A 21,405-nucleotide genomic window follows, 5' to 3' on the forward strand; every position below is an offset into this window, starting at 1 on the left:
CGGTCGTTCACTCCCGGTTGCGATTGGACGACGGGCTGTACGGGGCAAGCACTGGGTGTACGGGTTCGAGGAGGTGGCGGCGACGCATGACGAGCATGTCGAGGGCGAGGGTGGCCCGGCGGATCGCGGCCGGCGCGGCTTATGGCGGCGGCGGGGTCGGTCTGGCCGGGGCGGCGGCACTGGGGCTGGTGCTGGCCGAGGTGCAGCTGGCGCGGCGCCGGGTGGGCAACGGCACGTCCCCTCGTGTGCCGCACGCGGACGGGCTGTACGGCCGTACGTACACCGGTCCGGGCGGGACCGCGCTGAGGCTGACGATGCTGGGTGACTCCACGGCCGCGGGCCAGGGCGTGCACCGGGGCGGGCAGACACCGGGGGCGCTGCTGGCGTCGGGGCTCGCGGCGCTGGCGGAGCGCCCGGTGGAGCTGCGCACGGTGGCGACCCCAGGGGCATGCTCGGACGACCTGGACCGGCAGGTGGCCCTGGTGCTGGCCGGTCCCGGCCCCGTGCCCGACATCTGCGTGATCATGGTCGGGGCGAACGACGTCACCCACCGCATGCCGGCGACCCGCTCGGTGCGCTGTCTGTCCTCGGCGGTCCGGCGGCTGCGCACGGCCGGCGCGGAGGTCGTGGTCGGCACCTGCCCCGACCTGGGCACGATCGAGCCGGTGCGGCAGCCGTTGCGCTGGCTGGCCCGGCGGGCCTCACGCCAGCTGGCGGCCGCCCAGACGATCGGAGTCGTCGAGCAGGGCGGCCGCACCGTGTCGCTGGGCGACCTGCTGGGCCCGGAGTTCGCCGAGAACCCGCGCGAGCTGTTCGGCCCGGACAGCTACCACCCGTCGGCCGAGGGCTACGCGACGGCGGCGATGGCGGTCCTGCCGACCGTCTGCGCCTCCCTGGGGCTGTGGCCCGCCGAGGAGGAGCGCCCGGACGCCTCGCGCCGCGAGGGCTTCCTGCCGGTGGCACGGGCGGCGGCGGAGGCCGCCTCGGAGGCGGGCACGGAGGTCGCGGCGGCGATGCCGAGCGGGCCGCGCGGCCCCTGGGCCCTGCTGAAGCGGCGGCGGCGCCGGCGGGTACCCGAGCAGGAGCCGGCCCCCGCGACGCCGTCGAGCTGAGGAGAGCCGAGAAGAGCTGAGGAGGGAGCCGGGCAGCCGGCCGGGCAGCGAGAAAAAGCAAGCGCTTGGAAACTGCGGTCAGGGTCACACCGCGACACCCGTGACCCAGCCCCTACGTACGGGTAACTTCCCAGTGAGCCCGCCAGACCACCCGGTACGTCAATGGAGCCGTGATGCCCGAAGCCGTGATCGTCTCAGCCGCCCGCTCCCCCATCGGCCGCGCCTTCAAGGGCTCCCTGAAGGACATGCGGCCGGACGACCTGACCGCCACGATCATCCAGGCCGCCCTGGCCAAGGTCCCCGAGCTGGACCCGAGGGACATCGACGACCTGATGCTCGGCTGCGGTCTGCCCGGCGGCGAGCAGGGCCACAACCTCGGCCGCGTCGTCGCCGTGCAGATGGGCATGGACCACCTGCCGGGCTGCACCGTCACCCGGTACTGCTCCTCCTCTCTCCAGACCTCCCGGATGGCCCTGCACGCCATCAAGGCCGGTGAGGGCGACGTCTTCATCTCGGCCGGCGTCGAGACGGTCTCCCGTTACGTCAAGGGCAACTCCGACAGCCTCCCGGACACGCACAACCCGCTGTTCGCGGACGCCGAGGCCCGTACCGCCGCGGTCGCCGAGTCCGAGGGCTCGACCTGGCACGACCCGCGCGAGGACGGCCTGCTGCCCGACCCGTACATCGCGATGGGCCAGACCGCCGAGAACCTGGCGCGCCTCAAGGGCGTCACCCGCCAGGACATGGACGAGTTCGGCGTCCGCTCGCAGAACCTCGCCGAGGAAGCCATCAAGAACGGCTTCTGGGAGCGCGAGATCACCCCGGTGACCCTGCCCGACGGCACGGTCGTCACCAAGGACGACGGCCCCCGCGCCGGCGTCACCCTGGAGGGCGTGCAGGGCCTGAAGCCCGTGTTCCGCCCCGACGGCATGGTCACGGCCGCCAACTGCTGCCCGCTGAACGACGGCGCCGCCGCCCTCGTGATCATGTCCGACACCAAGGCCCGCGAGCTGGGCCTCACCCCGCTCGCCCGCATCGTGTCGACGGGAGTCTCCGGCCTCTCCCCCGAGATCATGGGCCTCGGCCCGGTCGAGGCGAGCAACCAGGCCCTCAAGCGCGCCGGCCTGACCATCGGCGACATCGACCTGGTCGAGATCAACGAGGCCTTCGCCGCGCAGGTGATCCCCTCCTACCGCGACCTGGGCATCCCGCTGGAGAAGCTGAACGTCAACGGCGGCGCCATCGCCGTCGGCCACCCCTTCGGCATGACCGGCGCCCGCATCGCCACCACGCTCATCAACTCCCTCCAGTTCCACGACAAGCAGTTCGGTCTGGAGACGATGTGCGTCGGCGGCGGCCAGGGCATGGCCATGGTCATCGAGCGCCTCAGCTGAGCGGCAGGCCGTAGCCGCCATAGCACCCGCTGTGAGCTCCCGGCCCGGAACCCTGGAAACAACAGGGTTCCGGGCTGCTTTGTGATCCAATCTCCCCCAGGATGTGACCTATCTCCCTGCGCCAGGCAAGAAGAGCAGGTCACAGTAGCCACACCGCCTCCCCCGACACCGAAGCCCTGTCCGTTTCGTGACGTTACGCACTGACAGCTGGTTAGTCCGCCCTTCAAGCTGATGTAGGAAGTCGGGGGTCGACTTTGAACCGGGAGTACGTCAGTGAGCGCCATGCCGATCGCGTTGCTGGTCACCACGGCCGCCACGGGAGCCGTGGGCGTCGCCGTCCTGCGCACCGTCCTGCAGCTGCGCCGCCAGGTGGCGGCCCTGCACACCGCGCTGGCCGAGAGCCGCGCCGCCACCACCCGTGCGCTGCTGCCCGCCGCCCGCACCACTGCCGACACCGATGAGATACGTGCCGCCGTGGCGGCGGCGCTCGCCGAGGAGCGGGAGCGCGAACTCGCCGAGGCGCGGGCGTTCTGGGCCGCCCAGGAGGCCCGTGACGCCTCCGAGGCGCCCCCGATGCTGGGCCTGCCCGACCACGACCTGTTCCTGCCCCGGCAGGCCGATTTCGCGGGTCTGGAGCCGGTGTCCGAGCACGGCGCGGACACCGAGGAGCCGCTCGGGGAGTCCCCGGAGCTGGCCGCGGCCCGCCGTCGCCACCCCTCCCACCCGGACTTCGTGCCGGCCCAGTCGCCGGCCGTGAACGACCACGAGCGCACGGTCGCCACCCTGGAGGAGCTGGCCTCCGCCCGCGTGGAGCTGACGGACGTCCGTCCCGGCCCGCTGGGCACCCTGGACGTCTACGTCTTCGCCGACGGCACGACCCTGTGCATGACCCCGGGCCACCGGGAGACGGCGGAGCACCTCGCGGCGGCCCTCCGCGCCGGCGCCACGCCGGTCCTCCTGGGCGGCTCCGGCATCTCGGGCGCGTACACCCTCACGTTCGAATGCGGCGAGGAGAACGTCTACATCCTGGCGGACCGGGTCATCGCGTCCCTGTAGTGGAACGCCCCGCCAGGGGCGCGGGGCTGTGTCGACATGCGGCTCCGCCGCGTGGGCGCGAGCAACCGATGACGGCCCGCACCCGGGCAGGAAGCTCAGACACCCGCCCGCTTCTGCGCTTCTTCCACCAACTGCACCGCTTCAGCGACGTCCGCATCACCGGACAGCACAACCTCCAGATCGTGCCCCGCCACGGTGATCTGATCTGCGGCCGCAAACATCCCCGCATCCGGCATCTCCCGAGGCTCCACGCCCGGCTCCTCGAGAGCCTGCGCCCTCCGGGCCAACTCCCGGGCCAGCTCCAGGGCCTCGGCGGCAGCACCCCGCTGCAACCGGCTCTGGGGGGCGGCCCTCAATCGATCGGCGAAGTGCTCCACCGCACGGCTCAGAGGCGTCGTATCAACCACGCCGCGAGCGTACGCGTCGCACCGGGACTGTTGCCAACGGGCGAACACTCAGGCACCGTGACCTCAAGGACCGGCTTACATCCCAGCGTCCGGAGGCGCCGATGTCCCAAGTCTTCTCCGAAGAGACCCATCGCAACATGCTCGCCCGCATCCCGCACTGCACCGGTCGTGAGATCTCCGACTGGTTGCGCACCGTCGACGAAGGCCCGGCGCTCTTCCGCTTCGAGGAAAAGGTCAGCTGGCTCCGGCACGAACACAACCTCGCTTACGGTCACGCCAAGGCGATCGTCCACGAGTACGACCTGAGGAGGGCCGCGCGCAAACTCGTCTAGCGCGCGTCCTCCCCCCGACGACGAAGGGCCCCGGCCGAAGCCGGGGCCCTTCGCGCTACGACCGTCGAAAACTAGTCGCTGCTGTTGAGGATCGAAAGGAGCCTCAGGAACTCCAGGTAGATCCACACCAGCGTCAGCGTGAGGCCGAAGGCCGCGAGCCAGGCCTCCTCGCGCGGGGCACCGTAGGCGATGCCGTCCTCGACCTGCTTGAAGTCCAGGGCGAGGAAGCAGGCGCCGAGGATGATGCCGATGACGCCGAAGACGACGCCGAGGGCACCACTGCGGAAGCCGAGGCCGTCACCGCCGCCGAACACCGCGAACAGCAGGTTCACGGTCATCAGCAGGATGAAGCCGAGCGCGGCCGCCATCACGAAGCCGTAGAAGCGGCGGTTGACGCGGATCCAGCCGGCCTTGTACGCGATCAGCACACCGGCGAAGACCGCCATGGTGCCGATCACGGCCTGCATGGCCGCACCGTCGGCGATGCGGCTGTCGACGATGTTGGAGACGACGCCGAGGAACACACCCTCGAACGCGGCGTACGTCAGGATCAGCGCCGGCGAGGCCTTGCGCTTGAAGGACTGCACGAACGCCAGGACCATGCCGATCAGGGCGGCGCCGATACCGATGCCGTAGCTACGGCTGATGTTGGCGTCGTCGACCGGCAGCAGGGCCCAGGAGAGCGCTGCGGTGAGGATGAGCACACCGAGCGTGCTCGCCGTGCGCAGGACGACGTCGTCGATGGTCATCCGGCCGGTGGTGGCCGGGGCCTGCGGCGGCGCGCCGTACTGCAGGTCCTGCTGCTGGGCGTAAGGGTTCTGCGCGTACGGGTTCTGCGCGTACGGGTTGCCCGTCGGCTGGGCGTACGGGTTGCCCTGGGTGGCGACAGCGGGACCCCCGGCCTGCGGCGCGGTGTTGAAGCCCGCGTAGCCGTTGTCGCGGCTGAACCCCCGTCGCGAGAAGACCGGGTTTCTGCTCCTCATTTCACTCCTCCATGGCCACCAGGCGTGGCCTTGGCTCAAGAGTAATAGGTAGGCAAAGGAATGACCCTACTGCTTGGGGAGGATCTTTCCCTCGTCATGCTGCGCAACACGCTACGTGGCGGGGTGATTCCCCTCACCGGAGGGGGGCGTCGCGGGTTCAGCCGAACGGGAAGCCCGTGTACGCCTCCGCCAGGTCCGTCCCGGCGGCGCGGGAGGTCGCGATCCGCTCCAGCCGGGCGAGCTGGAGCCGGTCCTCGAAGGGCGTCGCGCCGGGTGCGCGGTGCAGCAGGGTCGTCATGTCGTAGGAGAACCGCTCGGCCTGCCAGACCCGTCGCAGGCAGGTCGCCGAGTAGGCGTCGAGCAGCTCCGCCGATCCGGTCTCCTGCTGGTGCGTCAAGGCCCGTGCGAAGGTCACGACGTCACCGACGGCGAGGTTGAGGCCCTTGGCGCCGGTCGGCGGGACGATGTGCGCCGCGTCGCCGGCGAGGAAGAGACGGCCGTGACGCATGGGCTCGTGGACGTAGGAGCGCATGGGGGTGACCGACTTCTGGGTGACCGGGCCGCGCTCCAGGCGCCAGTCGTCGGCGGTTTCGACCCGGCGTTCCAGCTCGTCCCAGATCTCCTCGTCGGCCCACGCCCCGGCGTCGGTGCCGTCGGGCACCTGGAGGTAGAGGCGGGAGACGAAGGATTCGACGGGGAGCGCGGCGACTTCCTCGGAAGGGTGGCGGCGGGTGACGCGTGGGCGCATGGAGAGCAGGGCGAAGCCGCGGTCGTGGCGGGCGTAGACGAGCTCGTCGTGGGAGGGCGGCACGTCGGCGAGGATGCCGAGCCATCCGAAGGGGTACGTCCGCTCGAAGACCCGGCTCAGCCCGGCGGGGATCGCCTTGCGGGCCACGCCCCGGAAGCCGTCGCAGCCGACGACGTAGGAGCACTCCAGGACGTCCTCGCGGCCCTCGTGCCGGAAGCGGACCCGCGGGGCGTCGGTGCCGGCGTCCTCCACGGCCAGTGCCTCGGCCCCGAAGAGCAGGGGTCCGCCCTGGCGCAACTGGAGGGCGATGAGGTCCTTGCAGACCTCGGTCTGGGCGTAGACCGTCACGGACCGCCCGCCGGTGAGGGCGGGGAAGTCGACGCGGTGGCGCCTGCGGTCGAAGCGGAGCTCGATGCCGTCGTGGCGCAGTCCCTCGCGGTCCATGCGCTCCCCGGCACCGGCCGTCCGCAGCACGTCCGCCGTGCCCTGCTCCAGGATCCCGGCGCGCTGGCGCCGTTCGACGTAGGAGCGGTCGCGGCTCTCCAGGACGACCGAATCGATGCCGGCGTTGTGGAGCAGCCGGGCGAGGAGGAGGCCGGCGGGGCCCGCTCCGATGATGCCGACGGTGGTGCGCATCGGACGACCTCTTCTCATCCACGCTCGACGGTGTCCGTCATGCTCGGCAGGTTCGCCATGTCCGTACGTTCGTCAGGTGAAATTTCTTTCACCAGGTGCGTGTGAGTCTCCGACGGCACGGTGCCGCTGTCAACGGGCGCGTCGTGAACTCTTCAATGGACCACACAGGGATCGGATGGTGCCCGGAGCCGGACTCGAACCGGCACGCCCGCGAAGGGGCAGCGAGGTTTAAGCTCGCCGTGTCTGCATTCCACCATCCGGGCAGGCCGTGGGCTCCGCATCGAGGTTCCGAGACTATCCGGACGGGTCCCCCGAACAGCGGAAGCGTGGACCGATGTTGTCTTATTTTATTGACGTCTGAGGGTGCATCAGCACACGGAGCACGCCATCCGCACTTGCCAGTAGCCTTGCGTGCGGCGGTCGGCCGCGTATGCGGAATGACGGAATTTCACCGCCCGAACAAGGGCACTCCACCTGTTCTCGACACCCGGACGCATCCCTTCCCGACACCGGGGCCCCTCAGGGGTGTTCGTCATCCCCAGGTATGAGACGCCCCCGTACGGTCAGACTGGAGTCGGCCTTCGGAACCGGAACAACGGGTGACTACACGGCGGCGAGGGACCCGGACGATGGAACACGTCCTTCCCCCTCACCGTCGTCCGACAGGAGAGCCATCCCGTGACCACCGCCCCCCTCACCGACCGGGCCACCGCAGCGGCCGCGCGCGCCACGGATCTGTCGAAGATCTACGGGCAGGGTGAGACCCAGGTGGTCGCCCTGGACCGCGTCTCCGTCGACTTCCGGCAGGCCGAGTTCACCGCGATCATGGGCCCGTCCGGCTCCGGCAAGTCCACCCTGATGCACTGCGTGGCCGGCCTCGACACCTTCTCCTCCGGGTCGGTGCGCATCGGTGACACCGAGCTCGGCTCGCTGAAGGACAAGCAGCTGACCAAGCTGCGCCGGGACAAGATCGGCTTCATCTTCCAGGCGTTCAACCTGCTGCCGACCCTCACGGCCCTGGAGAACATCACCCTTCCGATGGACATCGCCGGTCGCAAGCCGGACAAGCAGTGGCTGGACTCCGTCATCAAGATGATCGGCCTGGCGGACCGGCTGGGCCACCGGCCGTCCCAGCTGTCCGGCGGTCAGCAGCAACGCGTCGCCGTGGCCCGGGCGCTGGCGTCCCGGCCCGAGATCATCTTCGGGGACGAGCCCACCGGAAACCTCGACTCGCGCTCGGGCGCCGAGGTGCTGGGCTTCCTGCGCAACTCCGTGCGGGAGCTGGGCCAGACGGTGGTCATGGTGACGCACGACCCGGTCGCCGCGGCCTACGCGGACCGGGTGATCTTCCTGGCGGACGGCCGGGTCGTCGACGAGATGCACGGCCCGACGGCCGACTCCGTGCTCGACCGCATGAAGGCGTTCGACGCCAAGGGCCGCACCAGCTGATCCCCCGTCAGGACCGACAGGACTGAGAAGAAGAACCCATGTTCCGTACCGCCTTGCGCAATGTGCTCGCACACAAGGCCCGGCTCCTGATGACCGTGCTCGCCGTAATGCTCGGCGTCGCATTCGTCTCCGGCACCCTGGTCTTCGCCGACACCCTCTCCAACGCCTTCCGCAGCCAGTCGGCGAAGAGCTACGACGACGTCGCCGTCTCCGTCTCCTCGTACGCCGACCCGGACGACCCCGAGCAGGAGCCGGGCCTGCCCGGCAAGGTCCTCGACAGGATCTCCGCGGTGGACGGCGTGGCAGGGGTGTACGGCCGTGTCGAGGGCTTCGCCGGTGTCGCCGACCCCGACGGGAAGCTGATCGGCGTCGGCTGGTCCAACAAGGGCTCCAACTTCGCCCCCGGCAAGGACGGCAAGGACGCCGCCTACACGTTCACCGGCGGCTCCGGCCCGGTGAAGGACGACCAGATCGCCCTGGACGAGGAGTCCGCCGCCAAGGGCGAGTACAAGGTCGGCGACCGGGTGCGCGTCGCGACCAACGGGCCGGTGAAGGAGTACACCCTCAGCGGTGTGTTCACCACCGAGGACGGTGCCGTCAACGCCGGCGGCAGCCTCGTCCTCTTCGACACCGCCGTCGCCCAGAAGCAGTACCTCGAGCCGGGCTACTTCGAGAGCGTCACCGTCACCGCCGCCCCCGGGGCGAACGACACGAGGATCCTGGAGGCGGTCAAGCCGCTGCTGCCGGAGGCCGCCGAGGCGCGGACCGGCAAGGCGCTCGCCGACGAGCAGGCCGAGCAGATCGAGCAGGGCATGGGCAACCTCAAGCAGGTCCTGCTCGGCTTCGCGGGCATCGCGCTCTTCGTGGGGATCTTCCTGATCTCCAACACGTTCACGATGCTGGTCGCCCAGCGCACCAAGGAGATCGCCCTGATGCGCGCCGTCGGCGCGTCCCGCAAGCAGATCACCCGCTCGGTGCTCGCCGAGGCCGCGCTGGTGGGGTTGGCCGCCTCGGCCGTCGGTTTCGTTCTCGGCATCGGCCTGGCCGTCGGACTGCGCTCCGGCATGGCCGCGTTCGACATGAAGATGCCGGACGGTCCGCTGATCCTGTCCGCCACGCCGGTGATCGCGGCGCTCGCGGTGGGCGTGCTGATCACGACGTTCGCCGCCTGGCTGCCCGGCCGCCGGGCCGCGAAGATCCCGCCGGTGGCGGCCATGAACAGCGTCCACGCGGTGGCCACCACCAAGTCGCTGGTGCTGCGCAACTCCATCGGCGCGGTCGTCACCGCCCTCGGTGCCATGGGGATCGTGGCGGGCGCCTCGACCGGCGGCGACGACGGCCGCATGTACATCGGGGCGGGCGCCTTCTTCGCGCTGATCGGCGTGATCATCCTGATTCCGCTGCTGTCCCGGCCCGTGATCGCGCTCGTCCGTCCGCTGCTCGTCGGCCCCTTCGGGGTGGCCGGCAAGCTGGCCGGGCAGAACGCGGTCCGCAACCCGCGCCGTACCGGCGCCACCGCCTCGGCGCTGGCCATCGGACTGACGCTGGTGACCGGCCTGTCGGTGCTCGGCATCACGGTCGGCACGGCCATCGACAAGATGACCACCGACAACATCAAGGCCGACTACATGGTCTCGATGGCCAACGGCGGTGACCTCGACGGCTCGGCCCTGACCGCGCTGGAGAAGGCCAAGGGCGTGTCCGCGGTCTCGCCGCAGCAGGACGCCTACTTGCAGGTCGACGGCGACGACTTCGTCTCCGCCTCGGCCGTCACCCCCGGCGACATCGGGAAGGTCCTGACCGTCGACGTCGTCAGCGGCAGCGCGGACTCCCTCGCCGAGGGCCGGATCGCGGTCGCCGAGAAGACGGCGAAGAGCAGGGGCTGGAAGACCGGCGACACCGTCCGCGTCACCTTCGGCGACGAGAAGAAGGCCGAACTGACGGTCGGCGCCGTCTACAAGGACACCGAGTTCCTCTCCCCCGTCCTCGTGGACCGGAAGATCGTGGACCGGCACGAGACGAAGCCGTCCATCCGGCAGATCTTCGTGAAGGTCGACGGCGGCCAGTCGGCGGCGAACGAGAAGGTCCTCGTCGACGCGCTGGGCGACAACCCCGCGATCACCGTGATGGACCGGCAGGACATCCGCAACGAGTTCGGCGGCGCCATCAACACCCTGCTGAACGTCATGTACGGCCTGCTGGCGATGGCCCTGATCATCGCGGTGCTGGGCGTGGTCAACACCCTCGCCATGTCGGTCTTCGAGCGGCAGCAGGAGATCGGCATGCTGCGCGCCATCGGCCTGGACCGGCGCCGGGTGAAGCGGATGGTCCGGCTGGAGGCCGTCGTCATCTCGGTGTTCGGCGCGGTGGTCGGCATCGGTCTCGGGGCGTTCCTCGGCTGGGCGATCGGCGAGACCTTCGCCGACCAGATCCCGGGGTACGCGCTGGTCCTGCCCTGGGACCGGATCGGGATCTTCCTGGTGCTGGCCGGTCTGGTCGGCGTCCTGGCCGCGATGTGGCCGGCCCGCAACGCCGCGCGGCTGAACATGCTGAACGCGATCAAGGCGGAGTGACCTCGCCGCCGCGCGGTACGCCGAAGGGCCGGGTTCCCCGTCACGGGGAGCCCGGCCCTTCCGGTCGTGCCCGGGTCAGTCCTGGTCGGGCGCGCCCCAGGTGCGGGCCCGCAACGGCATCCCGGAGATGCCCGGTTCCGGGGTGCGGACGGCCAGGACCTGGTTGACGCCGATGCGGTTGCGTTCGAAGGCCAGGGCGGAGGCCGCCATGTACAGGCGCCAGACGCGGGCGCGGCCGGGGGAGGTCAGCCGCACGGCCCGCTCCCAGTCGGCTTCCAGGCGGGACACCCACCGGCGCAGCGTGAGGGCGTAGTGCTCGCGGATCGCCTCGACGTCGCGCACCTCGAACCCGGCGCGCTCCAGTTGGGCCACGGTGGCGCCGATCGGCTGGAGCTCGCCGTCGGGGAAGACGTAGGAGTCGATGAAGGCGTCGACGCTGTACGCCGTCTCGTCGCGCTGCGGGCGGCGGGCGATCTGGTGGTTCAGCAGCCGCCCGCCGGGCTTGAGGAGGTCGTACAGGTCGGCGGCGTACTCCAGGTACCGCTCGGCGCCGACGTGTTCGGCCATGCCGATGGAGGAGATGGCGTCATAGGGGCCGTCCCGGACGTCGCGGTAGTCCTGGACGCGGATCTCGACCTTGTCGGTGAGGCCCTCGTCGGCGACGCGCTTGCGGGCGTAGGCGGCCTGCTCCTGGGAGAGGGTGACGCCGACGACGCTCACACCGTGCTCGCGGGCGGCGTGGACGGCCATGGAGCCCCAGCCGCAGCCGACGTCCAGCAGCCGCCCGCCGGGTCTCAGGCCGAGCTTGCGGCAGACGAGTTCGAGCTTGTCCCGCTGGGCCTGTTCGAGGGTGCTGTCCGGGCTGGGCCAGTAGGCGCAGGAGTACACCATCGACGGGCCGAGGACGATCTCGTAGAAGTCGTTGCCGACGTCGTAGTGGTGGCTGATGGCGCGTCGGTCGGTGCGTTTGGTGTGCAGGTGGCGGCGGGCGCTGCGGATCTCCTCGCGGGGCGGGGCGGGCGGCAGCGGGGGCCCGGCGAGCTTGACGAGTCCGCGGACGGCGGCGCGGACCTCGGGATCGCGCAGGGCCTGGACGAGGGTGCGGGCGTCCTCGCCGCGCTCCCAGATGAGACCGGCCAGCAGATCGAGGGTCGTGTAGAGGTCGCCCCCGATGTCGAGGTCTCCCGCCACCCAGGCGCGGGCCAGGCCCAGTTCGCCCGGCTTCCACAGCAGGCGGCGCAGCGCGCGGCGGTTGCGTACGACCAGGGTCGGCGCACCCGGCGGGCCGGACTGCGAACCGTCCCAGGCGCGGATGCGCACCGGGAGCGGCGCTCCCAGCAACTGTGTGAACAGGCCCTGCAGCCGCGACGCGGCGTCTGCCATGGTGTACACCTCCGTGACGGGGAATCCCGGAATGTCCGACACCACGTAAACACCTGCGGGGCTCAGTCGCAGTCCCCGGCACGCGTCATGTCTGGGCAAAAACGCCCCTTCGCCCGGCCGGACGCGGCGCCCTGACGCGCCGAAGGACTGCGGGGACAGCCGGGGACACCCCGGCACACCGAAGGGCCCGGCGGCACGTCGAAGGGCCTTGGGGCGCCGAAAGGGTTCCGGGCACGCCGAAGGGCCTCCCGCACCACGGATGGCGGGAGGCCCTTCGTCAGACGGATGACCGACGGGAGGTCAGGAGGCCTTGGCCTTCTCCTCGGTCTTCTCCTTCGGCGCGGCGGCGACCGGGGCCGGCTTGGCGGCCTCGTAGAACTCCTCGCGCGGCGTCTCGATGGCGCCGAGCGAGACGACCTCGCGCTTGAGGAACATGCCGAGGGTCCAGTCGGCGAAGACGCGGATCTTGCGGTTCCAGGTCGGCATCGCCAGACCGTGGTAGCCACGGTGCATGTACCAGGCGAGACGGCCCTTGAGCTTGATCTTCATCTTGCCCATGACGATCATCGCGACGCCCTTGTGGAGGCCGAGGCCGGCCACGGCGCCCTTGTTGGCGTGGCTGTACTCCTTCTGCGGGAAGCCCCGCATGCCGGAGACCACGTTGTCGCCGAGGACCTTGGCCTGGCGCAGCGCGTGCTGGGCGTTCGGCGGGCACCAGGCGTTCTCGTTGCCCGCCTTGCGGCCGACGAGGTCCGGGACCTGGGCGTTGTCGCCGGCGGCCCAGATGTAGTCGGTGCCCTTGACCTGGAGGGTCGGCTCGCAGTCGACGTGACCGCGGGGGCCCAGCGGCAGGCCGTAGCGGGCCAGGGCCGGGTTGGGCTTGACGCCGGCGGTCCACACGATGGTGTTGGAGTCGACCTCGAGGCCGTTCTTCAGCACCACGTGGCCGTCGACGCAGGAGTCCATGGAGGTGGACAGGTAGACCTCGACACCGCGGCCCTCGAGGTGCTCCTTGCCGTACTTGCCGAGCTTGGGTCCGACCTCGGGGAGGATCTTGTCGGCGGCGTCGACCAGGATGAAGCGCATGTCCTCACGGGACACGTTCTTGTAGTACTGCGCCGCGTCGCGGGCCATGTCCTCGACCTCGCCGATGGTCTCGGCACCGGCGAACCCGCCGCCCACGAAGACGAAGGTGAGCGCCTTGCGGCGGATCTCCTCGTCGGTGGTGGAGTCGGCCTTGTCGAGCTGCTCGAGGACGTGGTTGCGCAGGCCGATGGCCTCCTCGACGCCCTTCATGCCGATGCCCTGCTCGGCGAGGCCGGGGATCGGGAAGGTGCGGGAGACCGCGCCGAGCGCGATCACCAGGTAGTCGAAGGGCAGCTCGTAGGCCTCGCCGACCAGCGGGGAGACCGTGGCGACCTTGCGGTCCTGGTCGATGGTGGTGACCCGGCCGGTCAGCACCTCCGCCTTGGGCAGCACGCGTCGCAGCGGGACGACGACGTGGCGCGGGGAGATGTTGCCGGCGGCGGCTTCGGGGAGGAAGGGCTGGTAGGTCATGTACGACCGGGGGTCGACGACCGTGACGGTCGCCTCGCCGTAGCGCATCTTCTTCTGGATGCGCCGAGCTGCGTACAGGCCTACGTACCCACCGCCTACTACGAGGATCCTGGGACGCTCCGTGGTGCTCATGGCATCGAGTATCCACCCGCCTCAGGGGGGTGGCTCGTGCGCCCCTTCACAAGCTTGGGTGGGGTGTGTGCTATCCTCCGCGGCCCGCGTGATCCACGTCATGGTGACAACCGGGCTTCTTTATGCACCCCGGAGCGTTGTCAATGCCGCGTGAGCTGCCTCTCTGTGCCGCGGAAGCCTCCGTGAGGTGCTCCGCGGGCACCGCCCGGAGCACCCTCCCGGACACCTCCATACCATGCTTCTGAACATGTTCAAAGGGCCGTTCAGCCCCCGGACGGGTCAACGAGGCCCTTCTCGTCGCCCGGGAGGGCCGAATTCCTTGTGAAGAACTTCACGAACTTTTCCGACGGGCTGTCGCCGGGGGGCCCGTCGGGACCCCCGGCGACGCTCATTCGTGATCCATGCCTGCTCAGAAGCGGGCTACGCCACCGACCATGCAATGCCGTCGAGGATGTCGTGCTCGCTCACCACGACCTCCTGCGCCCCGATCCGCTCCATGATCGCCAGCAGGACGAGGGCGCCCGCCCCGATCACGTCGACCCGGCCCGGATGCATGGAGGGCACGGCCGCCCGCTCGGCGTGCGTGGAGCGCAGCAGCCACTCGGTGATCTCGCGGACCCGGTCGTAGGAGACGCGGGAGTGGTGGATGGCCTCCGAGTCGTACCCCGGCAGCCCCTGCGCGATCGCCGACACCGTCGTCACGGAGCCGGCCAGGCCGACCAGGGTGCGCGCCTCGCGCAGCGGAACCGTCTGCTCGGCGAGGTCCAGCGCGGCCTCGATGTCGGCCCGCATCGCCGCGATCCGCTCCTCGGACGGCGGGTCGCTCACCACGCCGTCCCGGACCAGGTGCCGCTCGGTCATGCGGACGCAGCCGACGTCCACCGAGCGGGCCGCCCGGACGTGGTCGTCACCCACGACGAACTCGGTCGAGCCGCCGCCGATGTCGACGACCAGGTAGGGCTTGGGGAGGCGGTCGTCCCCGGCGAGCTCCTTGGTGGCGCCGGTGAAGGAGAACTCGGCCTCCTGGTCCCCGGTGATCACCTCGGGCTCCACGCCCAGGATGTCCAGCACGCCGCGCACGAACTCGTCCCGGTTCTCGGCGTCCCGGGACGCGGACGTCGCCACGAACCGCAGCCGCTCGGCGCCGTGCTCCTTGATGATCCCGGCGTACTCGCGGCACGCCGCGAAGGTCCGCTCGAGCGCCTCGGGAGCGAGCCGGCCGGTGCGGTCGACACCCTGCCCGAGCCGCACGACCATCATCCGGCGGTCCAGATCGGTCAGCTCCCCGGTCTCCGGGTCGGCCTCGGCGACCAGCAGCCGGATGGAGTTCGTACCGCAGTCCACGGCGGCGACACGGGTCACTGGGCGGCCTCCTCGGCGGTCGTCACACAGGTGCCCTTGCGCCACCACTCCGGCAGCATCGCCAGCGCCTCGTCGCCCAGCGGGTTCACCCCCGGCCCCGCGGCCAGCGAGTGCGCCACCAGGACGTGCAGGCACTTCACCCGGTCCGGCATGCCGCCCGCGCTCGGGAAGTTCTTCAGCTCCTCGATCTCGTCACGGCGCCGGATGTAGTCCTCGTGCGCGGCACGGTAGGCGGCGGCCAGCTCCGGGTCCGACGCCAGCCGCTCGGTCATCTCCTTCATCACGCCGTTGGCCTCCAGCGTGCCGATGGCCGAGTTCGCCTTCGGGCACGTCAGGTAGTACAGCGTGGGGAAGGGCGTGCCGTCTGGCAGGCGGGGGGCCGTCTCGACGACGTCGGGCTGTCCGCACGGGCAGCGGTGCGCGATCGCGCGCAGACCGCGCGGGGGCCGACCGAGCTGCTGCTTGAAGGCCTCGACGTCGGCGTCGGTCGGCTCGGTGCGCGGGGTGGTCGGCGGGGGCGTTTCCATGACTGTCTTCAGGCTGTCTTTCTCTGGGTTCAGGTCACTGGCTGGGGCTCGGGTCACCGGTCGGAGGCGTCGGCCTTGTCGACCCCGTCCCAGACGTTGGAGTACCAGGGGCGGTCGGCCGCCCCCAGGTCGGTGCGCGACTGCTTCGCCGCGTGCGGGTCGACGACGATGAAGCCCGTCTCCCCCGGCATCACGTAGTGCAACCGCTGCCGGATCTGCTGCTCGGCGTACGCGTCGTCCTGCCAGCGCGCCTTCAGGTCGCGCAGCCGCTCGACGCGCTCGCGGGCCTGCCGCTGTTCGCGCTGCAGGTCGTCGATCTCGGCCCGCTGCGAGACGTACTCCCGCATCGGGTAGGCCAGGGCCACGATCAGCGAGCACATCACCAGGGCGAGCAGCGCGGCCCGGCCGGTCAGCCGCGAGCGGCGGGCCTGGCGCCTGGTCTGGGAACGGTAGACCCGGGCCGCGGTCTGCTCGCCGAGCAACCGGATCCTGGTCGCGGTGGAGAACCGGTCCCGGTCCTTCACGGCCATCTGTCCGCCTCCCGCTCCACCGTCCTACGCGCGTACGTCCCCGGACACGGTACGGGACCGGGTACGGGGACGTACGTACGACTGGCTCAGGCCCGACCCGGTGGGTCGTTCAGCCCTTGCCGTGCTTAATGGTTCGCAGAGCGAAACCGCGGGAAGGCGCTGCGGCCGGCGTAGACCGCGGCGTCGTCGAGGATCTCCTCGATGCGCAGCAGCTGGTTGTACTTGGCGACGCGCTCGGAGCGGGCCGGGGCGCCGGTCTTGATCTGGCCGCAGTTGGTGGCGACGGCCAGGTCGGCGATGGTGACGTCCTCGGTCTCGCCGGAGCGGTGGGACATCATGCACTTGAAGCCGTTGCGCTGAGCCAGCTCGACGGCGTCCAGGGTCTCGGTGAGCGAACCGATCTGGTTCACCTTCACGAGCAGCGCGTTGGCCGCGCCCTCCTCGATGCCGCGGGCGAGGCGCTCCGGGTTGGTGACGAACAGGTCGTCGCCGACGAGCTGGACCTTGTCACCGAGCTTGGCGGTGATGGTCTTCCAGCCCTCCCAGTCGTCCTCGAACAGCGGGTCCTCGATGGAGACGAGCGGGTACGCGTCGACGAGCTCCGCGTAGTACTCGGTCATCTCGGCGGCCGAGCGGGTCTTGCCCTCGAAGGTGTAGGAGCCGTCCTTGTAGAACTCGGAGGCGGCGACGTCGAGGGCCAGGGCGATCTGCTCGCCCGGGGTGTAGCCGGCTTCCTTGATGGCCTCGAGGATGAGGTCGAGGGCCTCGCGGTTGGAGCCGAGGTTCGGGGCGAAGCCGCCCTCGTCGCCGAGGCCGGTGGCCAGGCCCTTGCTCTTCAGGACCTTCTTCAGCGTGTGGTAGACCTCGGCACCCCAGCGCAGCGCCTCGGAGAAGGACTCCGCGCCGATCGGGGCGATCATGAACTCCTGGATGTCCACGTTGGAGTCGGCGTGCGAGCCGCCGTTCAGGATGTTCATCATCGGCACCGGCAGCAGGTGCGCGTTGGGGCCGCCCAGGTAGCGGAACAGCGGCAGGTCGCTGGCCTCGGAGGCGGCGTGGGCGACGGCGAGCGAGACGCCGAGGATGGCGTTGGCGCCGAGGGAGCCCTTGTTGTCGGTGGCGTCCAGGTCGAACATCGCCTGGTCGATCAGGCGCTGCTCCGTGGCGTCATAGCCGACCAGCTCCGGGCCGATCTGCTCGATGACGGCGAGGACGGCCTTCTCCACGCCCTTGCCGAGGTAGCGGTTCGAGTCGCCGTCGCGGAGCTCGATGGCCTCGAAGGCGCCCGTGGAGGCGCCGGACGGGACGGCGGCACGACCGGTGCTGCCGTCGTCGAGGCCGACCTCGACCTCGACCGTGGGGTTGCCTCGGGAGTCCAGGATTTCCCGGGCTACGACGACGTCGATGGACGGCACGAGCATCTCCTTCTTGATGTGACGCGGTACGCGGGTCGCGCGGACCCGGCGAGGTGCGGGCCCGGTGGCTCGCGACATGAGCCTAACCGGCCCGGGGCGATCGGCCACCGGGTCGCCCACCTCATGGACAGAACCGAGCGTAAATTGTTTCCGAACGGAACAAAGCGCGTTGCCGAAAAAACCCCGCCCCGGTGCGTACGGGGGGTGACGCACCGGGGCGGGGAGCCCGTGGACCCCGGAAGATCCGGGTGGGGGGCCGGACCCCGGAGGGTCCGGGGGGGCCGCTGCTTACTTCAGGTGCAGCTGCTGGCCCGGGTAGATGAGGTTGGCGTCCTCGACGATGTCCTTGTTCAGCTCGAAGAGCTTCTCCCAGCCGCCCTTGACCTTCTTGTCCGCGGCGATCGAGCTGAGGGTGTCACCCTTGACGACCTTGTACTCGCCGTCGCCCTTCTTGACCTTCTTGCCGGTCGGGGTGGTGACGGTCTTCTTGGCCGCCGGGCGCTCGTCGGAGCGGGAGGCCGGCTGCTGCTGGGTCTCGCGGGACTCGGTGCTCTGCTGGCTCTGCTGCGTGGAGCTGCCGGAGTCGCTCGAGGAGCCGCCGGTGTAGCCGGCGCTCGACAGGCCCTTGCCGCAGACCGGCCAGGCGCCCTTGCCCTGGCTCGCCAGGACCTTCTCGGCGACCTGGATCTGCTGGTCCTTGCTGGCCTTGTCGGCGGTGGAGGCGTACTGGGTGCCGCCGTACGCGGCCCAGGTGGAGGCGGAGAACTGCAGACCGCCGTAGTAGCCGTTGCCGGTGTTGATGGACCAGTTGCCGCCGGACTCGCACTGGGCGACCGCGTCCCACTCGGAGGCGGTGGCGGCGGAGGCGTTGCCGGCCGCCATCAGCGGGGCGGCGATGGCGACACCGGTGACGCCGGCGAGCGCGGCGGCACGGGTGGTCTTGGACGGACGACGGTGCTTGCCCTTGCCGGAAAACAGCATGGATGGATCCCCTCACCGACGCCTGCGAGGTGAGCTGTCGGGTTCGGGCCGGTTGAGTTGCCCGGCCGTGTCCCTCCCGGGACACGGCTTCACCCCAAGCCCTTCCGGCACAAACTGCCGGTCGGGCACCTACCTTGGGTCCCCCGCTCCTGCCTACGGCGCTTGACGCGACGACTGTTCCCGTGCGGCCGCTGGCAGGATTCGGCGTTGCGGCAGCCGGGGCTCGCGGTGGCGAGCGGTCACGACCGTAGACACGCGATCGACGGAATTTCAAAGACGATCAGGGCTTCTGAGATCTATCTCTCACGGGACCCAAACGGGACATCAGCCGCGAATCGGGGCGCTAACTCGCGCGGTTTCGGGGCGACTTCCACCCCGGTTTCCGCACTGCCCGAACCGCTACTTCTCGTCCGCTTCGCCCTCGACCGTGAGCTTCTCACCGGGGAGGATGAGGTCCGGGTCGGAACCGACGGCCTTCTCGTTGCCCTCGTAGAGCGCGTGCCATCCGCCGCTGACCTCAAGGGAGTCGGCGATGGACCAGAGGCTGTCGCCGACGCCCACGATGTAGGCGCCCTCGGAGGCGTCCCGGGAGCTGTCGTCACCGCGCGAGGCGTGACGGCCCGTGGATTCACCCGTACGGCCGTCCCCGGGCGCCTGCGTCTCGTCGGCGCTGGGTCCGCGGTGACGGCCGGAGCCGGCGTCGGCCGACTCCGAGGAGCCGTCCGCGGACTGCGAGCTGTCGGACTTGTCACTCTTCGAGGGGGTCGACGAGGAGTCGTCGGACGGCCGACCCTGGGACGAGCCGGTGGATTCGGGCGACTTGTCCGGATCGGCGTTTTTATCCTTCGAGGTCGACGACCCGTCAGGCGACGCCGAGGGGGAAGGGGATGCGCTCTCCGAAGGGGACGAACCGAGCGAGTCGAGCAAACCGGACGAATCCACTTCTTCATCGGACGAGTCTGATGATCCCGAGGATTCGGATGAATCCGATCCCTTGCCCTGCTCCAGGCCGGAGAGCAGGCCACAGGTGCGCCACGCGCCGACCCCCTGGTCGGCGAGGATTCTCTCGGCCACGGCTATCTGCTGGGAGCGGCTGGCCAGGTCGGCGCTCGCGGCGTAGTCGAGGCCGCCGTGGTTCTCCCAGTCCTCCTGGGACAACTGCAGGCCGCCGTAGTAGCCGTTGCCACTGTTCTGGCTCCAGGCGCCGCCGGTCTCGCAGTCCGCGACCCGGTCCCAGGTCGTGCCGTCGGCCGCGCTGGCGCCGGAGGCCCCGAGGAGGGGGATGGCGATGGCGGAGCCGGTCACTCCGGCCGCCACGAGGAGAGCCGGAGCCTGGCGGGGGCGACGGTGCCGACCGTTCCCGGAGAGCATACGGAGACCTTTCGCGCGACAGCAGTGACCGACGCGGCGTGATTCCCCGCCGCGTTGATGGGTGAACGTATCGGCAGTCGATCACTTGTCACAAGTTCATGCCGCGTAGATCACGTGAAGATCACAGGTCTGATGTTTCGTCACCTTCGGCCGGTGCTGCCGGGTACGAACTCCACCGGCAGGGTGCGCAGCCCCCGCATGATGAGGCCGCCGCGCCACCTCAAATCGGACGGATCCACGGCGAGCCGGAGGTCCGGGAGCCGGGTGAGGAGCGTGGCGAGCGCGGTCTGGCCCTCCAGGCGGGCGAGCGGGGCGCCGAGGCAGTAGTGGATGCCGTGGCCGTACCCGAGGTGCTGGTTGTCACGGCGGGAGAGGTCCAGGACCTCCGGATCGGCGAACCGCTCCGGGTCCCGGTCTGCGGCGGCCAGGACGACGAGGACGGGGTCGCCCTCCTCGATGCGCTGCCCGCCGAGGGTGAGGGACTGCGTGGCGAAGCGCCAGGTGGCGAGCTCGACGGGGCCGTCGTAGCGGAGGAGTTCCTCGACGCCGGTCTCCAGGAGGGCGCTCTCCCCGGCGGCGAGGGACGCCTGGAGCCGGGCGCGCTGCCCGGGGTGCGTGAGCAGCGCGTACGTGCCGTTCCCGATGAGGTTGACGGTGGTCTCGAAACCGGCGAACAGCAGGATGAAGGCCATGGCCGCCGCCTCGTTCTCGGTGAGGTGCTCGCCGTGGTCGGAGGCGCGGATCAGACCGGAGATGAGGTCCTCGCCGGGGGAGGGCTCGGCCGGGAGCGCCTCGCGCTTGCGGTGGATGAGGTCGGCGAGGTAGCCGCGCATCTTCTTCACCGACCGCGCCACACCGCCCCTGGGCCCGCCCTGGTGACGGATCATCATGCCCGCCCAGTCACGGAAGTCGTCCTGGTCCTCGCGCGGGACGCCGAGCAGGTCGCAGATGGCGTAGATGGGCAGCGGGAAGGCGAACTCGTGGATCAGGTCGGCGGAGCCCTTCGCCGCGAAGCCGTCGATGAGGGTGTCGGTGAGCTCCTGCACCCGTGGCGCGAACTCGGCGACCCGGCGGGGCGTGAACGCCTTGGACACGAGCCGCCGCAGCCGGGTGTGGTCCGGCGGGTCGATGTTGAGCAGGTGCGTCATCAGCTCGGCCTTGCGCTCGCCGGGGATTCCCGTCTTGCCCTTGGCGTGCGCCGGTTCGTCGTGGTGCGCGGGGTTCTTGGACAGCCGGGGGTCGGCGAGTGTCTGCTTGGCGTCGGCGTACCGCGTGACCAGCCATGCCTCCACCCCGCTCGGGAGCCGCGTCCTGTGGACGGGGCTGTGCTCGCGGAGCCAGGCGTAGGCGGGGTAGGGGTCGCTCGCGAACTCCCAGGTGAAGAGGTCGGGAGCGGGCGGGGGCGGGCTGGGCCTGTGCTGGTCGGTCACGCGTCGACCGTATCCGGCTCCCGGCAG

18 protein-coding genes, 1 tRNA gene and 1 riboswitch are annotated in these 21,405 nt (G+C 70.5%); of the genes, 6 read left to right on the forward strand and 13 right to left on the reverse strand.

The features are described 5' to 3' along the window. The first annotated feature begins 86 nt into the window (after positions 1–86). The 3 genes from ACFZDI_RS24790 (at position 87) to ACFZDI_RS24800 (ending at position 3,562) form a co-directional block, all read left to right on the forward strand. Positions 87–1,112, forward strand: coding sequence for a GDSL-type esterase/lipase family protein (locus tag ACFZDI_RS24790; RefSeq protein WP_391253329.1), 1,026 nt, complete (start codon positions 87–89; stop codon positions 1,110–1,112). 173 nt (positions 1,113–1,285) lie between these two features. After that, positions 1,286–2,506, forward strand: coding sequence for an acetyl-CoA C-acetyltransferase (locus ACFZDI_RS24795; RefSeq protein WP_234846898.1), 1,221 nt, complete (start codon positions 1,286–1,288; stop codon positions 2,504–2,506). A gap of 273 nt (positions 2,507–2,779) precedes the next feature. Continuing rightward, on the forward strand, positions 2,780–3,562 hold the full coding sequence (locus tag ACFZDI_RS24800) for a hypothetical protein (protein WP_391253332.1): 783 nt from the start codon (positions 2,780–2,782) through the stop codon (positions 3,560–3,562). Between the two features lie 95 nt (positions 3,563–3,657). Here the strand turns inward: ACFZDI_RS24800 and ACFZDI_RS24805 are convergent, their stop codons facing one another. Further along, positions 3,658–3,969, reverse strand: a complete 312-nt coding sequence (locus tag ACFZDI_RS24805) for a hypothetical protein (RefSeq protein ID WP_234846896.1) — start codon at positions 3,967–3,969, stop codon at positions 3,658–3,660. Between the two features lie 101 nt (positions 3,970–4,070). Between ACFZDI_RS24805 and ACFZDI_RS24810 the strand changes: the two genes are divergently transcribed. After that, complete coding sequence (locus tag ACFZDI_RS24810) at positions 4,071–4,301, forward strand: DUF4287 domain-containing protein (RefSeq protein ID WP_234846895.1); 231 nt, start codon at positions 4,071–4,073, stop codon at positions 4,299–4,301. Positions 4,302–4,372: 71 nt separating this feature from the next. Here the strand turns inward: ACFZDI_RS24810 and ACFZDI_RS24815 are convergent, their stop codons facing one another. The 3 genes from ACFZDI_RS24815 to ACFZDI_RS24825 form a co-directional block, all read right to left on the reverse strand. Continuing rightward, positions 4,373–5,284 carry a Bax inhibitor-1/YccA family protein gene (locus ACFZDI_RS24815; protein ID WP_361117796.1) on the reverse strand — a complete coding sequence of 304 codons (912 nt, stop codon included), beginning with the start codon at positions 5,282–5,284 and terminating at the stop codon, positions 4,373–4,375. A 157-nt stretch (positions 5,285–5,441) separates the two neighbouring features. Beyond that, positions 5,442–6,668: a 4-hydroxybenzoate 3-monooxygenase gene (locus tag ACFZDI_RS24820; RefSeq protein ID WP_391253335.1), complete on the reverse strand. Its 1,227-nt coding sequence runs from the start codon at positions 6,666–6,668 to the stop codon at positions 5,442–5,444. A gap of 176 nt (positions 6,669–6,844) precedes the next feature. Beyond that, positions 6,845–6,931 (reverse strand) — tRNA-Leu (locus tag ACFZDI_RS24825). A 415-nt stretch (positions 6,932–7,346) separates the two neighbouring features. On the opposite strand from ACFZDI_RS24825, the gene ACFZDI_RS24830 reads away from it, so the two are divergent. Together ACFZDI_RS24830 and ACFZDI_RS24835 are read left to right on the forward strand one after the other, a co-directional pair. Next, positions 7,347–8,117, forward strand: a complete 771-nt coding sequence (locus ACFZDI_RS24830) for an ATP-binding cassette domain-containing protein (RefSeq protein ID WP_391253337.1) — start codon at positions 7,347–7,349, stop codon at positions 8,115–8,117. Between the two features lie 38 nt (positions 8,118–8,155). After that, positions 8,156–10,690: an FtsX-like permease family protein gene (locus ACFZDI_RS24835; protein ID WP_391253339.1), complete on the forward strand. Its 2,535-nt coding sequence runs from the start codon at positions 8,156–8,158 to the stop codon at positions 10,688–10,690. Between the two features lie 75 nt (positions 10,691–10,765). Here ACFZDI_RS24835 and ACFZDI_RS24840 read toward each other — a convergent pair whose 3' ends face one another. From ACFZDI_RS24840 to ACFZDI_RS24880, 9 genes are all read right to left on the reverse strand, one after another. Next, positions 10,766–12,073: a class I SAM-dependent methyltransferase gene (locus ACFZDI_RS24840; RefSeq protein ID WP_391253341.1), complete on the reverse strand. Its 1,308-nt coding sequence runs from the start codon at positions 12,071–12,073 to the stop codon at positions 10,766–10,768. A gap of 300 nt (positions 12,074–12,373) precedes the next feature. Further along, a complete protein-coding gene (locus ACFZDI_RS24845) occupies positions 12,374–13,762 on the reverse strand; it encodes an NAD(P)/FAD-dependent oxidoreductase (RefSeq protein ID WP_234846889.1) in 1,389 nt (462 codons plus the stop codon). A gap of 420 nt (positions 13,763–14,182) precedes the next feature. Next, on the reverse strand, positions 14,183–15,124 hold the full coding sequence (locus ACFZDI_RS24850; RefSeq protein WP_234846888.1) for a Ppx/GppA phosphatase family protein: 942 nt from the start codon (positions 15,122–15,124) through the stop codon (positions 14,183–14,185). Further along, a complete protein-coding gene (locus ACFZDI_RS24855; protein WP_234846887.1) occupies positions 15,121–15,651 on the reverse strand; it encodes a DUF501 domain-containing protein in 531 nt (176 codons plus the stop codon). The genes ACFZDI_RS24850 and ACFZDI_RS24855 overlap by 4 nt, the downstream gene beginning before the upstream one ends. A gap of 53 nt (positions 15,652–15,704) precedes the next feature. Then, positions 15,705–16,181, reverse strand: a complete 477-nt coding sequence (locus ACFZDI_RS24860; RefSeq protein WP_234846886.1) for a septum formation initiator family protein — start codon at positions 16,179–16,181, stop codon at positions 15,705–15,707. A gap of 125 nt (positions 16,182–16,306) precedes the next feature. Next, a complete protein-coding gene (gene eno / locus ACFZDI_RS24865; RefSeq protein WP_234846885.1) occupies positions 16,307–17,596 on the reverse strand; it encodes a phosphopyruvate hydratase in 1,290 nt (429 codons plus the stop codon). 288 nt (positions 17,597–17,884) lie between these two features. Further along, positions 17,885–18,577: a transglycosylase family protein gene (locus ACFZDI_RS24870; protein WP_391253344.1), complete on the reverse strand. Its 693-nt coding sequence runs from the start codon at positions 18,575–18,577 to the stop codon at positions 17,885–17,887. A 4-nt stretch (positions 18,578–18,581) separates the two neighbouring features. After that, positions 18,582–18,748, reverse strand: a riboswitch (cyclic di-AMP (ydaO/yuaA leader). A gap of 228 nt (positions 18,749–18,976) precedes the next feature. Then, positions 18,977–19,948 (reverse strand): transglycosylase family protein, encoded by a 972-nt coding sequence (locus tag ACFZDI_RS24875; protein ID WP_234846883.1) that lies wholly within the window; start codon positions 19,946–19,948, stop codon positions 18,977–18,979. A 140-nt stretch (positions 19,949–20,088) separates the two neighbouring features. Continuing rightward, complete coding sequence (locus ACFZDI_RS24880) at positions 20,089–21,378, reverse strand: cytochrome P450 (protein ID WP_234846882.1); 1,290 nt, start codon at positions 21,376–21,378, stop codon at positions 20,089–20,091. Positions 21,379–21,405 lie beyond the last annotated feature (27 nt).

This window comes from Streptomyces sp. NPDC007907, assembly GCF_042959365.1.
GTDB classification, from domain to species: domain Bacteria; phylum Actinomycetota; class Actinomycetes; order Streptomycetales; family Streptomycetaceae; genus Streptomyces; species Streptomyces indiaensis.

Coding starts and splice junctions, on each gene's coding strand:
- ACFZDI_RS24790 (WP_391253329.1), top strand. CDS start 87: ATGACGAGCATGTCGAGGGCGAGGGTGGCCCGGCGGATCGCGGCCGGC.
- ACFZDI_RS24795 (WP_234846898.1), top strand. CDS start 1,286: ATGCCCGAAGCCGTGATCGTCTCAGCCGCCCGCTCCCCCATCGGCCGC.
- ACFZDI_RS24810 (WP_234846895.1), top strand. CDS start 4,071: ATGTCCCAAGTCTTCTCCGAAGAGACCCATCGCAACATGCTCGCCCGC.
- ACFZDI_RS24815 (WP_361117796.1), bottom strand. CDS start 5,284: ATGAGGAGCAGAAACCCGGTCTTCTCGCGACGGGGGTTCAGCCGCGAC.
- ACFZDI_RS24820 (WP_391253335.1), bottom strand. CDS start 6,668: ATGCGCACCACCGTCGGCATCATCGGAGCGGGCCCCGCCGGCCTCCTC.
- ACFZDI_RS24835 (WP_391253339.1), top strand. CDS start 8,156: ATGTTCCGTACCGCCTTGCGCAATGTGCTCGCACACAAGGCCCGGCTC.
- ACFZDI_RS24840 (WP_391253341.1), bottom strand. CDS start 12,073: ATGGCAGACGCCGCGTCGCGGCTGCAGGGCCTGTTCACACAGTTGCTG.
- ACFZDI_RS24845 (WP_234846889.1), bottom strand. CDS start 13,762: ATGAGCACCACGGAGCGTCCCAGGATCCTCGTAGTAGGCGGTGGGTAC.
- ACFZDI_RS24855 (WP_234846887.1), bottom strand. CDS start 15,651: ATGGAAACGCCCCCGCCGACCACCCCGCGCACCGAGCCGACCGACGCC.
- ACFZDI_RS24860 (WP_234846886.1), bottom strand. CDS start 16,181: ATGGCCGTGAAGGACCGGGACCGGTTCTCCACCGCGACCAGGATCCGG.
- ACFZDI_RS24870 (WP_391253344.1), bottom strand. CDS start 18,577: ATGCTGTTTTCCGGCAAGGGCAAGCACCGTCGTCCGTCCAAGACCACC.
- ACFZDI_RS24875 (WP_234846883.1), bottom strand. CDS start 19,948: ATGCTCTCCGGGAACGGTCGGCACCGTCGCCCCCGCCAGGCTCCGGCT.